Genomic DNA, 17,960 nt, shown 5'->3' with positions numbered 1-17,960 from the left:
CCGGGTGCGGCTGACCGCGGCGGCGTACCGGGTGCCGACCGACGCCCCGGAGGGCGACGGCACCCTCGCCTGGTCCGCCACCATCCTCGTACTCGTCACAGCCGAGGCAGACGGGCACACCGGCCTCGGCTGGACCTACGGCCCGGCGGCCGTGGTGCCGGTGGTGACGGAGCTGCTCGCCCCGGTGGTGGCCGACCTGGACGCCGACGACGTGCCGGCCGTGTGGACGGCCATGCAGCGTCGGCTGCGCAACGCCGGGCGGCCCGGGGTCGCCGGGCTGGCGCTGTCGGCCGCCGACTGCGCGGTCTGGGACCTCAAGGCCCGCCGGCACAGCCTGCCGCTGGCCCGGCTGCTCGGCACCGCCCGCCGCGCGGTGCCGGTCTACGGCAGCGGCGGCTTCACCACGTACGACGACGAGCGGCAGCGCCGGCAGCTCGCCGGCTGGGTGCACGACCAGGGCATCCCCCGCGTGAAAATCAAGATAGCGGAGTCCTGGGGCGCCGACGTGCCACGCGACCTGGCCCGGATGACCGCCGCCCGGCGGGTCATCGGCGACGACGCCGAGCTGTACGTCGACGCGAACGGCGGCTACCAGCGTAAGCAGGCGGTCCGGGTGATGCTGGCCGCCGCCGACCTGGACGTGCGCTGGTACGAGGAGCCGGTCAGCTCCGACGACCTGGCCGGCCTCGGGCTGGTCCGCGACCAGGTCCGGCCGGACGTGGCGGCCGGGGAGTACGGCTACGACCTGGTCTACTTCCACCGGATGGCCCCGTACGTCGACTGCCTCCAGATCGACGTCACCCGCTGCGGCGGCATCAGCGAGTTCCTGCGGGCCGCCGCGGTGGCCGCCGCGGCCGGCCTGCAGGTGTCGGCGCACTGCGCGCCGCACCAGCACCTGGCGGTCGCCGCCGCCGCGCCGAACCTGCGCCACCTCGAGTGGTTCCACGATCACGTCCGGATCGAGTCGATGCTCTTCGACGGGACGGTGCCGGCCACCGGAGGCGCCGCCGCGGTGAACCTGGACGGGCCGGGCAACGGCCTCGACCTGCGGGCCGCCGAGGCGGAGAACTACCGGGTGGCGTGAGCCGAGCGGAAGGAGACGGCGATGGACTCGACGACCCCGGCGCCGGTGTGGCACACCAGCAGCCTCGCCCGGCTGGTCTGGGGCGCGACCCTGGTCGTCGCGCCGCGTCAGGTGCTGCGCCGCTGGGGCCACCCGAGCGGGCTCGCGGTGGGCACGCTGCGGGTGCTCGGCGTACGGCACCTGGCCCAGGCGGCGATGACCCTGCGCCGGCCGGTCCCGGCGGTGCTCGTCGCCGGGGCCGCGGCGGACCTGCTGCACGCGACGAGCGCGCTGGCGCTCGCCGCCGTCGACCGCCGGCAGCGTCGGCTCGCCCTGCTCGACAGCGCGATCGCCGGCGGCTGGGCCGTGCTGGACCTGTGCGTGGCCCGACGACCTCGGCGCTAGTGGGCGGCCGGGCAGGCCTCCGCCTGGCCGAGAGTGACCGCGGTCTCCAGCATCAGCGCGTGCACGAAGGCCTGCGGGAAGTTGCCACGCAACTGCCGTTGCTGCACGTCGTACTCCTCGGTGAACAACCCCGGCGATCCGCACGCGGCGCGGTTGCGCTCGAACCACCGGTTGGCGCCCACCGCGTCGCCGGCCTGCCAGGTGGCGAGCGCCGCGGCGAACCCGCAGAGCAGGAAGGCGCCCTCCGCGTCGCCGAGCGGGCGGCTGTCCGGGCGGAACCGGTACAGGTAGCCCTCGCGCCCCAGCTCGGTCAGGACCGCCCGGCGGGTCGCCTCGGTACGCGGATCCCCCGCCGGCAGCGCACCCCGGATGCCGGGAAACAACAGCGCCCCGTCGACCCGCTCGTCGTCGTACGCCCGCTGCCACCGCCCCGACCGGTGCAGACCGTGTGCCGCCGCGTCGGCGAGGATCGTGTCGGCGAGTGACGCCCACCGCCCGGCCGAACCGCGCGGCGCGATCCCGGCGGCCGCCCGCAGCCCGGCCACGCACATCAACTTCGAATGCGTCCACTGCCGGGCCGGCAGCTCCCACACGCCCGAATCGGACTCCTGCCAGCGTTCCCCGATCGTCCGCGCGGCCAGCTCCATCGCCCGCCAGGAGGCGTCGTCCAACCGGTCGTGCCGCCCGGCGGCCGCGAGCAGCAGCAGGGTCTCGCCGAACGCGTCGAGCTGGAACTGCCCCCGCACCCAGTTCCCGACCCGCGGCGACGCGCCCGGATAGCCGGGCAGGAAGTCCAGGCCGTGCTGCGGGGGCACCGGGTTGCCGTCGACGGTGTAGGCGGGGGCGAGCCGGTCACCGTCGGCGAGTAACCGTTGGGTGAGGAAGGCGACCGCGTCGTCCAGCAGCTCGTACCGGCCGACCAGGGCGGCGGCCTGACCCGCGAAGGATTGGTCCCGCACCCAGGCATAGCGGTAGTCGTAGTTGTGGCCGGCGAGCGCCCGCTCGGGCAGCGCCATGGTCGCCGCCGCCACCGTGCCACCACCCGGCCGGGTCAGGCCACGCAGCACGGCGTACGCGAAGACGGCGTCCCGCTGCGCGGGGCCGCCGGCGAGCGGCGGCAGCGCCTCCCGCCAGGTGTGCCCGGTGGTCCGCCACAACTCGTCCGGCCGGGGTGGCTCGGCGTCGAGCGGCTGCGTCGAGATCTCCAGCACCAGGTCGTGCCGCCCGCCGGCCGGGATGGTCAGCTCGCCGCAGAGCGGCCCGTCGTCGGTGGGCCGCAGCTGCTCCCCACCGCTGTGCCGCAGGTACAGGCCGCCCGTACGAGCCCACCAGCACCGTCCCTCCCGGCGCACCTCGCGCACCGGTTCGCGGCCGAAATCGGCGCGGGGGTCGAGCCGAACGCGGACCACCGCGTCCCGGTCCACCGCGTGGATCTGCCGCAGCAGCACCACCCGCCGCTCCTCCCCGGGAAACAGCAGCGCCTCGCGGGATTCGATGATCGCGTCCGTGGTCACCCACCGGCTCACCCACACCAGCGAGCCCGGCTCGTAGTAGCCGCCCCAGACGAACCGCCGGTTCGCCGGTGTCACGAGGTAGTCGCCCCGTCCGCCGAGCAGACTGCTGAACACGGGTGGGTCCGCCCACCCGGGTGCGCAGAGCCAGGTAACGTTCCCGTCCGGCCCGACGAGGGCGCCCCGGTGGCCGTCGGCGAGCAGCGCGTACTCGCGCAGCACGCTCGGCTCGTGACCAACCGGGGCCATCGGCCCGGACGACCACTCGTCCCGTCCCACCGGCATCACCTCACCAGCGGCCCTACCCGTCGCGGGACGGCCCACACCTGTCCCGAACCCCGATCGCCGCCGGCCTGACTAGCCCGCCGGTGCCGGGGTACAGCCCTGGGCAGGACGCGACGACGCCGGGGAGTGAGATGAGCCGGAACCGACAGAACGCACAGGTGGCCGTGATCACGGGGGCCAGCGCCGGGGTCGGGCGGGCCACCGCCCGCCTGCTCGCCCGACGGGGGATCGCCATCGCGCTGCTGGCGCGGGGACGCACCGGCCTCGACGCTGTCGCCGAGGAGGTACGGGCGGCCGGCAGCCGCGCCCTGCCCGTCGAGGTGGACATGGCCGAGTACGACCAGGTGGTGGCCGCCGGCCAACGGATCGAGGCCGAACTCGGGCCGATCGACCTGTGGATCAACGACGCGTTCAGCTCGGTCTTCGCACCGTTTCAGCAGATCCGACCGGAGGAGTTCCGCCGGGCCACGGAGGTCACCTATCTCGGCTTCGTGTACGGCACTCGGGTGGCCGTGGACCACATGGTGCCCCGGGACCGGGGGACCGTCGTCCAGGTCGGGTCGGCGCTGGCATACCGGGGCATCCCGTTGCAGACCGCGTACTGCGGGGCCAAGCATGCCATCGTCGGGTTCACCGAGGCGCTGCGCTGTGAGCTGCTGCACGACAAGAGCAACGTCAAGGTGACAATGGCGCACCTGCCCGCGCTCAACACCCCGCAGTTCGACTGGCTGTTGTCCCGGCTGCCCCGGCACGCCCAACCGGTGCCGCCGATCTACGACCCGGAGGTCGCCGCCCGGGCCATCGTCGGCGCCGCCGACCGGCCCGGCCGCCGGGAGTACTGGGTGGGCGCCTCGACCGCCCTGACCATCCTCGGCAACCGCATCGTCCCCGGCCTGCTCGACCGCTACCTCGGTCGGACCGGCTACCGGTCGCAGCAGACCGACCAACCGACCGACCATGACCGGCCGGTCAATCTGTGGCAGCCGGCGGACGGCCCGCAGGGCCGGGACTACGGCGCGCGGGGGAGCTTCACCGACCGGGCGCACCAGCACAGCGCGCAGGCCTGGCTGTCCCGGCACCGGCTGGTCACCGCCGCCGGCCTCACCGCCGCTGGCCTCACCGCTGCGGCGGTCGGCGTTCTCACGCCGCGCCGCCACTGACCCGCCAACGCTCAGCGGCCGGTCACCGAGCACAGCAGCGGAGCCACCAGCGGCAGCCGGAGAAGAAGGTCCGGGCAGTCGCTTCGCGCCGGTGGCGCCGGGCTGGGCGCTGTGCTCGGGCTGGGCACGCTGGCCGGTGGGTCCGTCGCGGGTGGCGGTGCGGCGGCCGGCCCGGACGGCGCCGGCGCGGCGGCCGGGTCGCGGGTCGCCGGTACGGTGCCTCGGCTGGTCCCGGGCTGGGTGACCGGCTCACCCGAGGTGGCGGCCCCGCCCACGGGTCGGTTCGCCGTGGTGACCGCCGCAGGCCGTGACCCCGGACCGTCCGGCGGCCCGGGGTCGGTGGGCGGGCTCGGGACCGGGCCGCCGGTGCCGGGGGCCGTGGCGATCGCGCCCGTCGGCGCCTGCGCCCGGTACGGCAGGTCGGCCGGAGCCGCCGGGACCGGGCCGGTGGTCAGCGCCGCCAACATCAGCACGACGAGGACGGCGGCGGCCGCCGTCACCCGCCCGGGACGCGGCAGGGGGAGCGGAGCATGCTCCGGCGTCACCGCCGGCGGTGGCGTCGGCCGGGCGTCGCGGTGGGCCGCCAGCAACGCATCGAGCTGGGAGACGACGGCCGGGCGGGCCCCGACGGCGGTGGCGTACGCGAGGGTGAGGTAGAAGCGGGTGTTCACGGCGGTGGCCGCCGGGATCCGTAACCCGGCCGGCCGGCGGCCCTGCGCGGTGTGCAGCAGGGTGATCGGCAGGTCAGGGTGGTGCCCCGGGCCCAGCATGCCGGTGTACGTCCACTCGCGTCGGCCGTCGCGCCCGGCGAAGACGACGCGACGGTCGGTCACCACGGCCATGCCGGCGTCGACGACCCGCAGGCCCGCCGGCAGTGCCCGCCCCGGCTCCGCGACAGCGGTCACCGCGACCGTCAGCCCCGGCGCGGGCAACCCGGTGAGGTGCCGGGCCTCGGCCTCGACCAGCTCCGCGGCCGGAAGTATGCGGTAGACGACCTCGTCGTGGTCGAGGTCGGCCGGCAGGCCGGCCCGGGGCTGAGCGCACCCGAGGAACCCGGTGGCCTCGATTCGCAGCCGGATGAGATGGTCCCCGTGCCGGCGCCAGGCCCCGGCCTCCGCGTCGTACGCCCGCCGCCGTCGGTCGTTCTCGCGCCGGGCCCACTCGACCTGCCGCCGGGCGGGTCCTGCTGTGGGGATCGTCGCAACGGCGGATCCTTTCGCCTGCACGTTCCATACAACGGACACCGTCCGAGAAGGACACGCGGGCGGGGCTGGCGCGGCGCGCCCGAAGCCGGCTTCATGGTTCGCCGGCGTCCGCGCCGGATCAGCCGGCCTGCGCGCCGGCGCCGTCCGGCGGGGTGACCCCTGCCGGGGTGGCCGCCCGGTCCGCACCCCGGCGACCGCGTCGCGCCCACAGGCCGACGCCCAGCAGGACGACGATGCCCACCGCCTCCAGGGTCAGCAGCAGCCATTGCGGGACGCGGTCGCCAGCCTCGCCGGGTTTACCCAGCCAGCGCAGCTGGCCGGTGATGGCGAACGGCTGCCCGCCGGCCGTCGCGTGCACCGTCCAGTCGCCGACCATGTGCGGGTGTCCCGGGTCCGCCTCGACCGCCGGTGGCCGTGCCTGCCCCATCCAGTGGATGCGGTGGTCGTGCCAGCGGGCGGTGCCCTTGGCGCCGATGGTCTTCCAGGCCGGCGCGAGCGCGCCCGGATCCTGCCCTGCGGGCAGGGCGTCGGCGAACAGGCTGCGGTTGAGATAGGTCGTCTGCGACAGCTGGTTCTCCTGTACCGTCGTCGCGGTGATCCGCAGGTACGGCTCCCGGCTGTAGCCGAGCACGATCACCTCGTCCGGCCCGGAGTTGGTGATCTCGATCCACTCACCGCCTTGGTCGACGCTAACCCGAATGCCCGCCGGTTGCGGGGTGACCGCGCCGAGATCCGCCCGGTAGTAGGCCGCGTCGGGAATCGGCTGGCCGCCACCGTGCGCCGCGGCCGGCGCCGGACCGGCCGCCACGGTGATGACAGCACCCAGCATGGCTACGGTTCTGCGTGGCCATCCGTTCACGGCTGCGATTCTGGCCGGTGTCGCGTGTCCGTGGTCGGTTCATGAACGGAATGTCATCGACCACCCGGTTCCACGACCTGCGCGCGGCGGGCGTGACGCGCCTGGCTGGCGGGCTGCCCCTCGGACGCGGGCCAGCGGCAGTGCTCGTGATCCCACCACTGTGACCCGGCCCACAGGCACCCGTCTGGGTGGTGGCGTTACCTGGCGGGCCGTCCCGTGTGTGGCCGGATGCGGAGCCTGCGCAGCGGCTTTACCAGGAAGTTCGCAGCGCGGTGACCTGTCCGCCGGATCGCGGCCGGCATAGCCTGGAGCGACTTGTGTTCCCCCGGTTACGCAAAGGAGTCACGTGTCGCACGCCACCACGACTGTCTCTGAGCCGAGCGACGGGCCGGCGGAGCGCCGTCGGCCGGCCCGCCGGCCGTGGCCCCGCTGGGCCCGGTGGTGCGTGGCCGTCGGTGCCACGCTGGCGATGCTCAGCGCCGTGGCGCTGGGTGGCAGCGCGTTTCTGCTGCACAGTGCGACCAGCAAGATCACCCGGCAGGACCTGCTCGGCGCCGCCGCGGCCCCACGCCAGCACCAGACGATCACGGGGGCGAAGAATGTTCTGCTGGTCGGGGTGGACGCCCGCCCCAACCAGGACGCCAACGAACTCGTCCGGTCCGACTCGATCATCCTGTTGCACATCCCGGCGGACCACAGCCAGGCGTACCTGGTCTCGCTGCCCCGGGACTCGCTGGTCACCATCCCCGCCTACGACAACGGCGCGACCTCGTACGCCGGCGGGCAGAACAAGATCAACGCCGCCTTCGCGTTCGGTAGCCGGGGGCTCACCGGCGCGTCGGCGATGTCGCACGGTTTCGAGCTGCTGGCCCTGACCGTTCGCGACCTCACCGGAATCACCCCGGACGCCGGCGCGATCATCGACTTTCAGGGCTTCAAGAAGATCGTCCAGGTCCTCGGCCAGGTCTGCCTGTACGTCGACGAGACCACGACCTCGATCCACGTGGGGCATGACGACAAGACCGGCGAGCGGGCCGCGCCGTACAAGATCAATCCCGACGGCACGGTGAACCAGCGCATTCCCGGGGTCACGCCGAACGTCTACGCCAAGGGCGACCAGTGCCTGGACCCGACACAGGCGCTGGACTTCGTCCGGCAGCGGGACCTGCTGGCGAACAACGACTTCGACTACGGTCGGCAGCGCCACCAGCAGCAGTTCATCAAGGCAGTGCTGCACCAGGTGGTGACCGAGGGCCTGAACTCACCGACCAGGCTGCCGGGCCTGCTGTCGGCGGTCGGCCAGGCCATGACAGTCGACGACGGTGGCATCCCGCTGGAGGACTGGGCCTTCGCCATGCGGGGCATTCGCCCCGACTCGATCACCACGATCAAGACCAACAACGGTACGTTCAACAGCCGTACCGTGCCGGGCGTCGGCAGCGTCGAGGTGCTCAGCCCGACCAGCCTGCAACTGCTGCAGGCGGTCCGGGACGACGCCGTCGACGCGTTCGTCGCCGCCCACCCGGACTGGGTGGCCGACTCCGGGCCGACGGCGCCCGCCCATTAGTCAGGCCGCCACGGATGACCACGTGAATCGGTGGGCCGCGACGCCGACCTCGACGTCGCGGCCCACCTTTCCCTGCACCGCGGCTCGACCTTGGTCAAGCCGCGTCGAACCTAACGGGTCAGGGCCTACTTCCCGTTGTTCGGCACCGGGTGCATGACGGTGAGCGTCATGCTGTTGTTCTTGTAGGACACCTTGAACAGGTAACCGCCCACATTCAGGGCCCGGTTCTGGGGCAGCGCGTGGAACTCGCCCTTGATCGAGCTACCGCTCATGATCGTGAAAACGGCGCCCGTGGTCAGCTTGCCCCGCACGTTCAGGTCCAGTTCGCCGTCCAGCACCAGCTTGCCCGCGGCCTTGATGCTGGTGTAGTCGTTGTCGCCGGAGATGGTCACAGCGACGCGACCGGCCCTGCCGACGGTCACGTTGCCGTCGACGTTCAGGACATTGCCCGCGGGCACGTTGGCGATTTGCGCGGCCTCGTCGGAGGTGAGCCCGGGCCGCAGCACGCCGCCGGTGACGTTGACGTTGCCACCCACGCGGCCGCTGCCACCGAGCGTGCCACCACGTACATCGATTGAGCTCTCGTGCGAGCCGACGACGGAGAGCTTGCCGTCGAGAACGGTGCTCGTCCCGTGCCAGGTCTCGTTGCCGGTGAGGAACAGGCTTCCGGCGCCACGCTTGGTGAGGCTGCCCTCGTAGGCGCGGGCCTTGCGGGCCTGCTCTCGGCGGATACCGATGGCGTAGTCCGACTTGTCGACGTCGCTCGCGTTGGCCGGCAGGCCCGTCGTCCAGCCCTTGGCGACCTTGGTCGCCTCCCAGACGGCCGCCTCGGCGGCGTCCTCCTGCTGGCGGGCCCGGATCGCGACGTCGGAGATGTCGTTCGACCACACGTCGTCGCGGCCCTGCGTGTCAACGACGAACGGCCCCAGGAACTGGCCCGGGCCCTGCATGGCCTCGCGCAGGCTGACCGTGCCCCAGCCGTTGCGGCTGTCGGGAACCTGCACGATCTGACCGCGGGTCGGGTTCAGCACGGCGGTACCCGCCGCGTCGCTGATCGTGTTGTTCTGCCGGCCGGTGGTGAACATCGTGTAGAGCGCCTGCTCGTTGGTCAGGTACGGGAAGCGCTGCATGATCAACGAAAGGGCGGCCGCCGAGTGTGGCCCGGCCATCGACGTCCCCGACGAGCTGCCGTAACGGGCCTCCGGCACGCCGTTGACGACCGAGACGGTCGTGCTGTTGATGCTGTTGCTCGGCGCCGTCACGCAGGACCACTTCGCGATGCCGCACTGGTTGAACGTCTGCTGGCCGGGGACCAGGACCGACCCGTCGGCGTTGAACGTGCGCCCCTGGGTGGGGTTGATCCCCGACGTCGTGTACCAATGCCCCTCCAACTCGGGCATGAAGTACGGCGCGGCGGCCCGCGGCGACGGGTTGGTGTAGCCGTTGTTGCCGGCGGTGAACTGGAGGACCGTGCCGGTACGCGCGGCGTCGAGCGCGCCGTTGAACCAGTGGGCGGTCTTGCCGTTGGCGTCGGCAACGCCGTCCGGGGTGGACAGGTGACGCCACGACGCGTTCAAGCCGAGCACCGAGCTGCCGGCGGGCGTCTCGTAGGTGTTGTAGTTCTCCGTGTTGGGCTGGCTGCCCCAGCTGCTGGTGATGATCCGGATGGGCTTGCCGTTCGCCGTCTCGGCGGCGTTCACGGCCCGGTAGACGTTGGCGACGTAGCCGCCGTCCGGTGTCTGCGCGACGGTCGCGTTCGCCGGCAGGAGACCGAAGAGCACGCCGTCCGTCTTGCCGGTGTTGCCCATGTACACGTTGCCGTTGAACGCGACGCCGTGCATGTTGGCGGCGGGCCCGGACGGCTGCGTCTCGCCGACGCCGTCGCGGCTCGCCGCGACGGTTCCGCTGACGTGGGTGCCGTGGCTGTCGTTGAACGCCGGGTTGTAGAAGCCCGACGTCGGACCCGTGTTGCCGCCCTGGGCCTCCACTGCGTGGAAGCGGTCCCCGATCTCGTAGTTCGTGTCCAGGCTGCCGTGCTCGCGGACGTGCCCGGCGAAGACGCCCGAGTCGACGATGCCGATGTTCATCCCCGTGCCGGAATAGCCGGCGGCGTAGGCGAACTCCGCGCCGATCGACACCAGGCCGGCGTCCCGGTTGAATTCAGGGGTACGCCAGCTCGCCGGGTCGCCGAGTCGGCCGGGGTCCCCTTCGTAGGTCTTGATCGGCGGTGGCACGGGCACCTGTCCCATCGTCGGCTGCGCGGCGACGCTGAGCACGACTATCGGTGTCAGGGCTGCGACCAGCCCGCTTCTCACACGCTTCTTATTCGACACTCCGACCCCTTCCAAGATCGACTGGGCGGGATGCTAGCCCCCTGTCCGGGGCGGATCAATGCGTCGACGGACACGGTTCGGTCTACCTAGCAAGTAAGCACCAGAGGACGGACGTGCCCTGAGGCGGCAGCGCCGGTGAATGCCAACGGGACAGGGCGGTGCGGGCCAGGCGGGGCACCGGTCACCGGTGCCGGGCCCACCACCACCGGCGCAGCACGTAGCCGAGGGCGCTGGCCAGGAACAGGGCAGCGGTGGCGAGCAGCCAGCGGGCGAGGAACGGCCGCTGGTCCTGCCCGGACGCGGCCAGATAGGTCGGCCGTCCCAACCGGAGGATGCCGGGCAGGTAGACCAGGAACAACAGCCCCGAGGCCAGCGCCGACACGCGGACATGGTTCAGCGGCGCGGGACCCGAGGCCGGTGCCGCGCGGGCGCCCAGCACGCGTCGCGCCGCGCGGTCGGCCAGCCCGTAACACGGGAACAGCACGAAGTCGTGGGCGACCGCCGCGCCGACGAACCAGAGCAGCATCCGGCCGACGGCCGGTTCCCCGGCGAGCCGCAGCGCCACCCACCCGGTCAGCGCGAAGCTGCCGGCGAGCCGCAGCAGGTGCCCGGGCGGCGCCCCGTACGCCGCCCGGAGCCGGCCCACGACGTCACGCACCGGCACGCCCCCGGAAGTCGATATCCGTCACCCATTTCGTGCAGTGCACCCCGGGCAGGGCCGGCACGATGACCCGCGCCGGATAGCCGTGGTCGAGGGTGAGGTCGACGCCGTTGACCCGCAGTGCGAGCAGGGCGTCCGCGTCGAGGACCTGGTTGGCCTGCAGGGTCGCCTGCCGGAACAGTCCCGTCTTTTCCAGCGAGCGGACCTGGGCGGCGGTGACGCCGTCGGCTCCGGCCAGCGCGGCGAGGTCGCGCAGTCGTACGCCGGTCCAGGTCTGCCTGGTCGACCACCCCTCCACGCAGGCGATCGGCAGCGTGACGGTGTGCTGGGCCATGGCCAGCAGAGCGGCGCGGTCCACGACGGTGGTGCGTCCGTCCGCGCGCAGGGTGAGCCGCCAGCCCGGACCGGTGGCGGCGGCGCTGACGCCGGCGGCGGCCGCGGTCCGGTTGATCGGGAAGCCGGTTGGGCCGGTGCCGGGTTGCCGACCCCGGGGCAGCAGCAGCGCGGTACGCCGCCAGGGCCCGTTGAAGTGCTGGCCCACGGTGAGCGCGGCGAGCAGCAGCGACAGGCCGCCGACCAGGGCGAGCGCGCCGCGCCGGCTCATCGTGGCCGGCGCCGGTCGAGCGGCCACCAACTCGTCCGGGTCCGGCGGCTCGGGTCGGGTGTCCGCGCGGGAGGTGATCAGTTCCTGCCGCAGCGACCGGGACCGCAGCGCGGTGAACATTCGTCGCAGCCGGAGCGTCACGTGCGTGACCAGCACGGCGACGAACACCCAACCCCCGAAGTAGTGGGCGGTGTAGAAGTCGAACCCGAACAGGTACGCGTACTGGATGTCGAGCAGGCCGGTGGCGATCTCGAACAGGATCCCCCCGACCAGCAGCAGCAGGGACAGCCGTTCCAGCACCTGCGCCACCGAGCGCGCCGGCGGCCAGGCGAACAGTTTCGGCAGCACCGACCAGAGCTTGGCCAGCACGACCGGGACCAGCGTGATGCCGAGCCCCACGTGCAGGCCCTGGGTGAGGCGGAACAGCCAGGACGGGCGGGTCGGCCAGTCGAACTGCGGCAGCCGCAGCCACCCGACGTCGCCCGGGAACGCCTGGCCGAACTGCGGGGAGTAGGCGAGGTAGTCCAGCAGCCCGGTGAGGAACACCAGCGGCAGACCGACGAGCAGGACCACCCCGTACACGGAGGTGAGCCACGGGCCGCGCAGCGGGCTGCGCCACCGTCGGTTCACGGTCGCCGCGCCGGGCGGGGGATGTTCGGCCAGGAACGCCCACCACCGCCCGGGGAAGCGCTGATCGCGTTCACGGGATGCCACCCCAGCAGGTTAGGCACTGAACTGATCTGGTTTGTTGGAATTGCGGAGGGTTGCCGGCGGCTGGGGTGACAGTCATGTTGCGAGGTCCTTACGGCCGCGCCGACCCGGCCCCGGGGCGGCCCGCGCCGGCCTACGCTGCCCGACATGCGGGTACTGGTCACCGGCGCGGCCGGTTTCATCGGATCCCAGGTCGCCGACCTGCTCGCCGACGACGGGCACGAGGTGGTGGCGTTGGACGCGCTGCTGCCCCAGGCGCACGGCGGGGAACTGCCGCAGTGGGCCCGGCGGCACGCCCCGGTGGTCGGCGACGTCCGCGATCCTGATCTGCTCGACCGGCTGCTGCCGGGTGTCGACGCGGTGTGCCACCAGGCGGCGATGGTCGGGCACGGGCTCGACCCGTCGGACGCGCCCGGCTACGCCAGCCACAACGACTACGGCACCGCGGTGCTGCTGGCCGCCATGCACCGCGCCGGGGTGCGGCGGCTGGTGCTGGCCAGCTCGATGGTCGTCTACGGCGAGGGGCGCTACGAGTGCGGCCGGCACGGCCCGGTGCGGCCCGCCCCACGCCGCCTCGCCGACCTGGCCGCCGGCCGCTACGACCCGACCTGCCCGCGCTGCTCGGGCATCCTCACCCCGGCGCTGGTGCCCGAGGACGCCCCACTGGAGCCGCGTAGCACGTACGCCGCCAGCAAGCTTGCCCAGGAACACCTGGCCGCCGCCTGGGCGCGCCAGACCGGCTGCGGGGTGTGGGCGTTGCGTTACCACAACGTCTACGGGCCCCGGATGCCCCGCGACACCCCGTACGCCGGGGTGGCGTCGATCTTCCGGTCCGCGCTGGCGTCGGGTCGGTCGCCCCAGGTGCTGGAGGACGGCCGGCAGCGGCGCGACTTCGTCCACGTCACCGACGTGGCGCGCGCCAACCTGTTGGCGCTGGCCGCGTCGCCCCCGGAGCCGCTGGCGCCGATCAACGTCTGCTCCGGCGAGGCGCGTACCGTCGGTGACCTGGCCGCTGCCCTGGCTGCCGCGATGGCCGGCCCGGCACCGATGGTCGTCGGCGGGGCGCGGGCCGCCGACGTGCGACACGTCGTAGCCGACCCGCGTCGGGCGACCGAGCTGCTCGGCTACACCGCCCGCGTCGGGTTCGCCGAGGGGATCGCCGCCTTCGCCACCGACCCGCTGCGCGAACCGGCGGCGCTGCCGGCCTGACCCTCGACATCGGTGAAGGACAGCGCGGTCCCCGTGCCGCACCGCGCCACACCCCGGCACCGCCAACGCCCGAACTCGATCCGTGGTCGGGTGCTGACACGTTCAGGAGACCGTCCAGAGCAGGTGGTTGACCGCGAGGCAGGTCGCCGCCTGCCCGACCAGCCACCAGCGATGGGTCGCCGCCGGCAGGTGCGCGGCGGCGGCCAGCAGCCACACCGCGAACGGCAGCCAGATCCGCTCCACCTCGGCCTTGCTCAACCCGGACAGGTCGGCCGCGAGGATCACCACCGCCGCGGCGACCGGCAGCAGCACGCACGGCCCGGCGGCGACCGCCGACCGGGCGCGCCGGGTGCCAGGTCCGTGCAGCGCGGGGCGGATCGCCGCCAGCCCGGCCCGCACCGCCTGGCGCAGCGCCGGCCCCAGCGCCGGGCCGGCGGACAGCACCAGCGCCGCCAGGTCCGCCCACACCCAGTAGCCGTACGGGCGGTCGGCCGCCCAGCCTTGGTCGTACCGCTGCACCACCCGCTGGTAGCCGTCCCACCACCAGAACCCCGCCGCCGTGAAGGCGACCACGACCGCGGTGGCCCCGGCGATCGCGGACAGCAGCGCGGCGACCCGGTCCGCCGGGCGCAGCGCCAGCACCACCAACGCCAGCAGACCCACCAGCACGAAGCCGTACGACAGGTACAGCGCGAAACCCAGCACCAGCCCACCGGCGGCCGGGGCCAGCCGGCCGCGTACCGCCAGCAGCGCCAGCCCGGCCGCGACCACGCCGGCGAACAGCCCGTCCGCCGACGCTCCCACCCACACCGCGCCGGGCGACAGCACCAGGAACGGCAGGACCGCGCGGGCCGCGGACTCGGCACCGAGCGCCCGCAACGCCACGGGCACCGAGACCGTGACGCTCGTGCCGACCAGCACGCAGGCCAGCGCGGCCGCGGCGCCCCCGCCGAGCCCGATCCGGTCCAGCCCGACGAACACCAGCAGCGCACCGGGCGGGTGACCGGCGGTGTGGGTCGACCACGAGTCGGGCCGGAAGTCGAGGATGCGCCCGGCGAACCCGGCCAACGTGGCGGGAACGTCCCGGATCCCGGGCACCTCGTGCAGGTACTCCGCCTGCACGGTGAGCCGTTCGGCCAACCCCGCCGACCAGCCGTCGATCAGGGCCAGCGACAGCGTCCACGCCGCCGATGCCAGCCAGGCCACGCCGAGCAGCGGTCCCCAGCGGGCGACCCGCGCCCACCGCACCCCGGATCCGATGACCGTGACCGCCACCAGCACCCCGGCCGGCGTGCCCCAACCGGCATGCGGTCGCCAGGTCGCGTACAGCGGGGCGGCGTCGGCGTGCAGACCCACGCCGTGGGCATTGAGGACCGCGCCCACCACCGCGGCGAGGACCACCAGCGCGACCTCGACGCCCAGCACGGCCAGGTCGCCCTGCCACCGGCGGGTCGGCGTCTGCCCGGGCGCGGCGGGCGATCTCGTGGTCGTTCCCATGCCGATCGGACGGTACGACCTTCCCGGGACCGGCGACGAGTGAACGGCCGGATCGTCACCCGTCGGTACACGGCGATTGATCCGTAAGGTCCGATCTGCCTGCCGGAGCCCGGATGGCGGCCTAGCGTCGGCGGTATGCCGACACCGATCGACGTGGTCCTGCCGTGCCTCGACGAGGCCGCCGCCCTGCCCGGCGTCCTCGCCGCACTGCCTCGCGGGTACCGGGCGATCGTGGTGGACAACGGCTCCCGGGACGGCTCGGCGGAGGTCGCCGCGCGGCACGGGGCCCGGGTGGTGCACGAACCCCGCCGGGGGTACGGCGCGGCCGTGCACACCGGGCTGCTGGCCGCCGACGCGAACCTGGTCTGCGTCCTCGACGCCGACGGCTCCTTCGACCCGGCGGAACTGCCCGCCCTGGTCGACCCGGTCGCCCGTGGCGTCGCCGACCTGGCGGTGGGCCGGCGGCGACCCGTCCGCGTCGGCGTCTGGCCCTGGCACGCCCGCGCCGGCACCGCACTCGTCGCGGCGCTGCTGCGACAGCGGGGCGTACCGCTGCGTGACCTCAGCCCGATCCGGGTGGCCCGCCGCGACGCCCTGCTCGCCCTCGGCGTCACCGACCGGGCCTTCGGCTACCCCCTCGAACTGCTGATCCGCGCCGCGGCCGCCGGCTGGCGGATCCGGGAGCTGGACGTCAGCTACGCGCCGCGCGCCGTCGGCACCCGGTCCAAGGTCTCCGGCTCGGTACGCGGCACGCTGCGCGCCACCCGCGACTTCGCCGGCGTCCTGCGTACCGTGGGCCGACCTCGATGACGGTGCTGCTGGTGATGGCCAAGGCACCCGTGCCGGGGGCCGTGAAGACCCGGCTCTGCCCGCCGGCCACCCCCGGCGAGGCGGCCCGGATCGCCGCGGCGGCGCTGCGGGACACCCTCGACGCCGTCCGTGCCGTGCCCGGGGTGACGCCCGTGCTGGCCGTACGGGGGCGCGTCGCCGAGGCCGAGGACGGTGCCGACCTGGCGGCCGCCGTCGCCGACTGGTCGGTACTGGCCCAGCGGGGTGGCGACCTGGCCGAGCGGCTCGCCAACGCCCACGCCGACGTGGCCGCGGCCTGGCCGGGGCGGTCGGTGCTGCAGATCGGCATGGACACCCCGCAACTGACGCCGGGGCAACTGCTCGCGGCGGTGCGGCGCCTCGACCTGGCCGACGCCGTGCTCGGTCCGGCGGTCGACGGCGGGTGGTGGGCGCTGGGGCTGCGCGATCCCCGGCAGGCCGCCGCGTTGCGGGCGGTGCCGATGTCCACCGCGTCGACCGGCCGGCGCACCTGGGCGGCGCTCGCGAGCCGCGGGCTGCGCACCCTGCCGCTGCCGGTCCTGCGGGACGTCGACGAGTGGCGCGACGCGCTCGCGGTGGCCGCCGAGGCGCCGGCGAGCCGCTTCGCCCGTCAGGTCGCGCGGCTGGGTCCCACTCTGGTCCCGGACGGCGCACGGTGACCGTCGACGCCGTCGGGGCAGGCGGGCGGCCCGACCGCCGGGCGGACCCGGACGAGACCGAGGACGTCTTCGCCGCGGCCCTGCGCGGGCGGCCGGGAGTGCACTGGCTCGTGCCGGGTGACGGCCCGCGCATCCGGCTGCCGGTACGGCGCTGGCATGGCCCTCCCGAGCCGGCGACCGCCGCTGTCGTCGCCCGGTGCGCCGGCCCGACCCTGGACGTCGGGTGCGGCCCGGGCCGGCTCGCGCTCGCGCTGGCCCGGGCCGGGCACACCGCGGTCGGCGTCGACATCTCCCCGTACGCGGTGCGGCTCACCCGGGCGCGCGGGGTGGTCGCCATTCACCGGGACGTCTTCGCCGCCCTGCCGGGCGAGGGCCGGTGGGCGCACGTGCTGCTCGTCGATGGCAACATCGGCATCGGCGGTGACCCGCAACGCCTGCTCCGGCGGTGCCGGGAGCTGATCGGCGCCGGTGGGACCGTCCTCGTCGAGTTGGAACCTCCCGGGCCGGGCCTGTGGCGCGGACACGCCCGGCTGACCTCCCGTTCCCCGGCGGGTGACGTACGCCGCAGCAAGGCCTTCCGCTGGGCGCGGCTGGACACGGTGGCGGTGCACGACACCGCCCGCGCCGTCGGGCTGGCCGTGCGGGACGTGTTCGCGGTGGGCCGGCGCTGGTTCGGCGAGCTGGTCCCGGAGCGGTCGTGACGCGGCCGCCGTCCGGTGGGCCGCGCGAGCGGCGATCCCGGCACGCCGGACAGATGCCACCGCGCCGGCCGAAAGTTCCAACGGGAAGTGGCAATGCGGTTGGCGTTCTGGCCCGGTCCGCCTATGGTGTACAGATGTATCGGGTCCGGCAGTTGATCAGCGTCACCACGGTGACGCCCGCTGTCGTGCCCTGTTCGCGGCACGCGGTCGCGCCCATCCATGGCCTGCCGAGCCCGATCCCTACCGACCGTGGCCCTCCGGGAATTCCTACCACCCCCGAGTAGCGGCCACCAGGGCGAAGCCAATTCGGCTTCGGCCTTTTTCTTTTTCCGGAAGGGATATCGACATGAGCACCGACCTCCGAGACGCCACCGGCCAGCAGCGGATCACGCGACTGCGGGACACGCTGACCACCGAGTTCGAGGCGCAGACCGCGCGGTTGACCGAACTGACCGCGGACACCGGCGACCCCGGCGAGGCGCACACCCAGGCCGCGATGATCGCCGCGACCCGGCAGAGCCTGGCGCAGATCAGCGACGCGCTGCGCCGGATCGCCGAGGGCGGCTACGGCATCTGCGAGCGGTGCACCGCGCCGATCCCGACCGAGCGGCTCGAGGTGCTGCCGCACGCCCGCTTCTGCGTACCGTGCCAGCAGAAGCAGGGCTGAGCTGACCATGGCGACGCCGGACCGCCGCCCGGCGG

General features: G+C 74.0%; 16 protein-coding genes. 9 read left to right on the top strand and 7 right to left on the bottom strand.

Annotation, left to right across the window (positions count from 1 at the left end):
- Positions 1 to 4 precede the first annotated feature (4 nt).
- Together ABZ671_RS07310 and ABZ671_RS07305 are read left to right on the top strand one after the other, a co-directional pair.
- Positions 5 to 1,084: an enolase C-terminal domain-like protein gene (locus ABZ671_RS07310; RefSeq protein WP_357852687.1), complete on the top strand. Its 1,080-nt coding sequence runs from the start codon at positions 5 to 7 to the stop codon at positions 1,082 to 1,084.
- A 21-nt stretch (positions 1,085 to 1,105) separates the two neighbouring features.
- Positions 1,106 to 1,468 carry a hypothetical protein gene (locus ABZ671_RS07305; protein ID WP_357852684.1) on the top strand — a complete coding sequence of 121 codons (363 nt, stop codon included), beginning with the start codon at positions 1,106 to 1,108 and terminating at the stop codon, positions 1,466 to 1,468.
- On the opposite strand, the gene ABZ671_RS07300 is transcribed toward ABZ671_RS07305, so the two are convergent.
- Positions 1,465 to 3,264, bottom strand: a complete 1,800-nt coding sequence (locus ABZ671_RS07300) for a glycoside hydrolase family 15 protein (RefSeq protein WP_357852681.1) — start codon at positions 3,262 to 3,264, stop codon at positions 1,465 to 1,467. The two genes, ABZ671_RS07305 and ABZ671_RS07300, sit on opposite strands and share 4 nt — an antisense overlap.
- Before the next feature lie 131 nt (positions 3,265 to 3,395).
- Between ABZ671_RS07300 and ABZ671_RS07295 the strand changes: the two genes are divergently transcribed.
- The gene (locus ABZ671_RS07295) at positions 3,396 to 4,424 is read left to right on the top strand and encodes an SDR family oxidoreductase (protein WP_357852678.1); all 1,029 of its coding nucleotides are present in this window, start codon (positions 3,396 to 3,398) and stop codon (positions 4,422 to 4,424) included.
- 11 nt (positions 4,425 to 4,435) lie between these two features.
- Here the strand turns inward: ABZ671_RS07295 and ABZ671_RS07290 are convergent, their stop codons facing one another.
- Together ABZ671_RS07290 and ABZ671_RS07285 are read right to left on the bottom strand one after the other, a co-directional pair.
- Positions 4,436 to 5,668: a hypothetical protein gene (locus ABZ671_RS07290; protein ID WP_357852675.1), complete on the bottom strand. Its 1,233-nt coding sequence runs from the start codon at positions 5,666 to 5,668 to the stop codon at positions 4,436 to 4,438.
- A gap of 79 nt (positions 5,669 to 5,747) precedes the next feature.
- Positions 5,748 to 6,458: a hypothetical protein gene (locus tag ABZ671_RS07285; protein ID WP_357852672.1), complete on the bottom strand. Its 711-nt coding sequence runs from the start codon at positions 6,456 to 6,458 to the stop codon at positions 5,748 to 5,750.
- A 376-nt stretch (positions 6,459 to 6,834) separates the two neighbouring features.
- On the opposite strand from ABZ671_RS07285, the gene ABZ671_RS07280 reads away from it, so the two are divergent.
- The gene (locus ABZ671_RS07280) at positions 6,835 to 8,055 is read left to right on the top strand and encodes an LCP family protein (protein ID WP_357852667.1); all 1,221 of its coding nucleotides are present in this window, start codon (positions 6,835 to 6,837) and stop codon (positions 8,053 to 8,055) included.
- Positions 8,056 to 8,180: 125 nt separating this feature from the next.
- Here ABZ671_RS07280 and ABZ671_RS07275 read toward each other — a convergent pair whose 3' ends face one another.
- From ABZ671_RS07275 to ABZ671_RS07265, 3 genes are all read right to left on the bottom strand, one after another.
- Positions 8,181 to 10,331, bottom strand: coding sequence for a S8 family serine peptidase (locus ABZ671_RS07275; RefSeq protein ID WP_357852664.1), 2,151 nt, complete (start codon positions 10,329 to 10,331; stop codon positions 8,181 to 8,183).
- 238 nt (positions 10,332 to 10,569) lie between these two features.
- Entirely contained in the window at positions 10,570 to 11,046 is a 477-nt protein-coding gene (locus ABZ671_RS07270) for a hypothetical protein (protein WP_357852661.1), read from the bottom strand.
- A complete protein-coding gene (locus ABZ671_RS07265) occupies positions 11,039 to 12,367 on the bottom strand; it encodes a molybdopterin-dependent oxidoreductase (RefSeq protein ID WP_357852658.1) in 1,329 nt (442 codons plus the stop codon). Before ABZ671_RS07265 ends, ABZ671_RS07270 begins: the two co-directional genes overlap by 8 nt.
- A 144-nt stretch (positions 12,368 to 12,511) precedes the next feature.
- Between ABZ671_RS07265 and ABZ671_RS07260 the strand changes: the two genes are divergently transcribed.
- Positions 12,512 to 13,573, top strand: coding sequence for an NAD-dependent epimerase/dehydratase family protein (locus ABZ671_RS07260; protein WP_357852655.1), 1,062 nt, complete (start codon positions 12,512 to 12,514; stop codon positions 13,571 to 13,573).
- Positions 13,574 to 13,675: 102 nt separating this feature from the next.
- Here the strand turns inward: ABZ671_RS07260 and ABZ671_RS07255 are convergent, their stop codons facing one another.
- On the bottom strand, positions 13,676 to 15,070 hold the full coding sequence (locus ABZ671_RS07255) for a hypothetical protein (RefSeq protein ID WP_357852652.1): 1,395 nt from the start codon (positions 15,068 to 15,070) through the stop codon (positions 13,676 to 13,678).
- Between the two features lie 135 nt (positions 15,071 to 15,205).
- On the opposite strand from ABZ671_RS07255, the gene ABZ671_RS07250 reads away from it, so the two are divergent.
- The 4 genes from ABZ671_RS07250 to ABZ671_RS07235 all read left to right on the top strand — a co-directional run bounded on the left by ABZ671_RS07250 (position 15,206) and on the right by ABZ671_RS07235 (position 17,925).
- Positions 15,206 to 15,880, top strand: coding sequence for a glycosyltransferase family 2 protein (locus ABZ671_RS07250; RefSeq protein WP_357852649.1), 675 nt, complete (start codon positions 15,206 to 15,208; stop codon positions 15,878 to 15,880).
- Positions 15,877 to 16,557, top strand: a complete 681-nt coding sequence (locus tag ABZ671_RS07245) for a DUF2064 domain-containing protein (RefSeq protein ID WP_357852646.1) — start codon at positions 15,877 to 15,879, stop codon at positions 16,555 to 16,557. The genes ABZ671_RS07250 and ABZ671_RS07245 overlap by 4 nt, the downstream gene beginning before the upstream one ends.
- A 98-nt stretch (positions 16,558 to 16,655) precedes the next feature.
- On the top strand, positions 16,656 to 17,258 hold the full coding sequence (locus ABZ671_RS07240) for a class I SAM-dependent methyltransferase (RefSeq protein ID WP_357853229.1): 603 nt from the start codon (positions 16,656 to 16,658) through the stop codon (positions 17,256 to 17,258).
- Between the two features lie 346 nt (positions 17,259 to 17,604).
- Positions 17,605 to 17,925, top strand: coding sequence for a TraR/DksA C4-type zinc finger protein (locus tag ABZ671_RS07235; protein ID WP_357852643.1), 321 nt, complete (start codon positions 17,605 to 17,607; stop codon positions 17,923 to 17,925).
- Positions 17,926 to 17,960: the final 35 nt, after the last annotated feature.

It is taken from the genome of Micromonospora sp. NPDC006766 (genome assembly GCF_040636055.1).
Classification (GTDB): domain Bacteria; phylum Actinomycetota; class Actinomycetes; order Mycobacteriales; family Micromonosporaceae; genus Micromonospora.
This window is presented reverse-complemented; position numbering and strand designations above follow the sequence as displayed.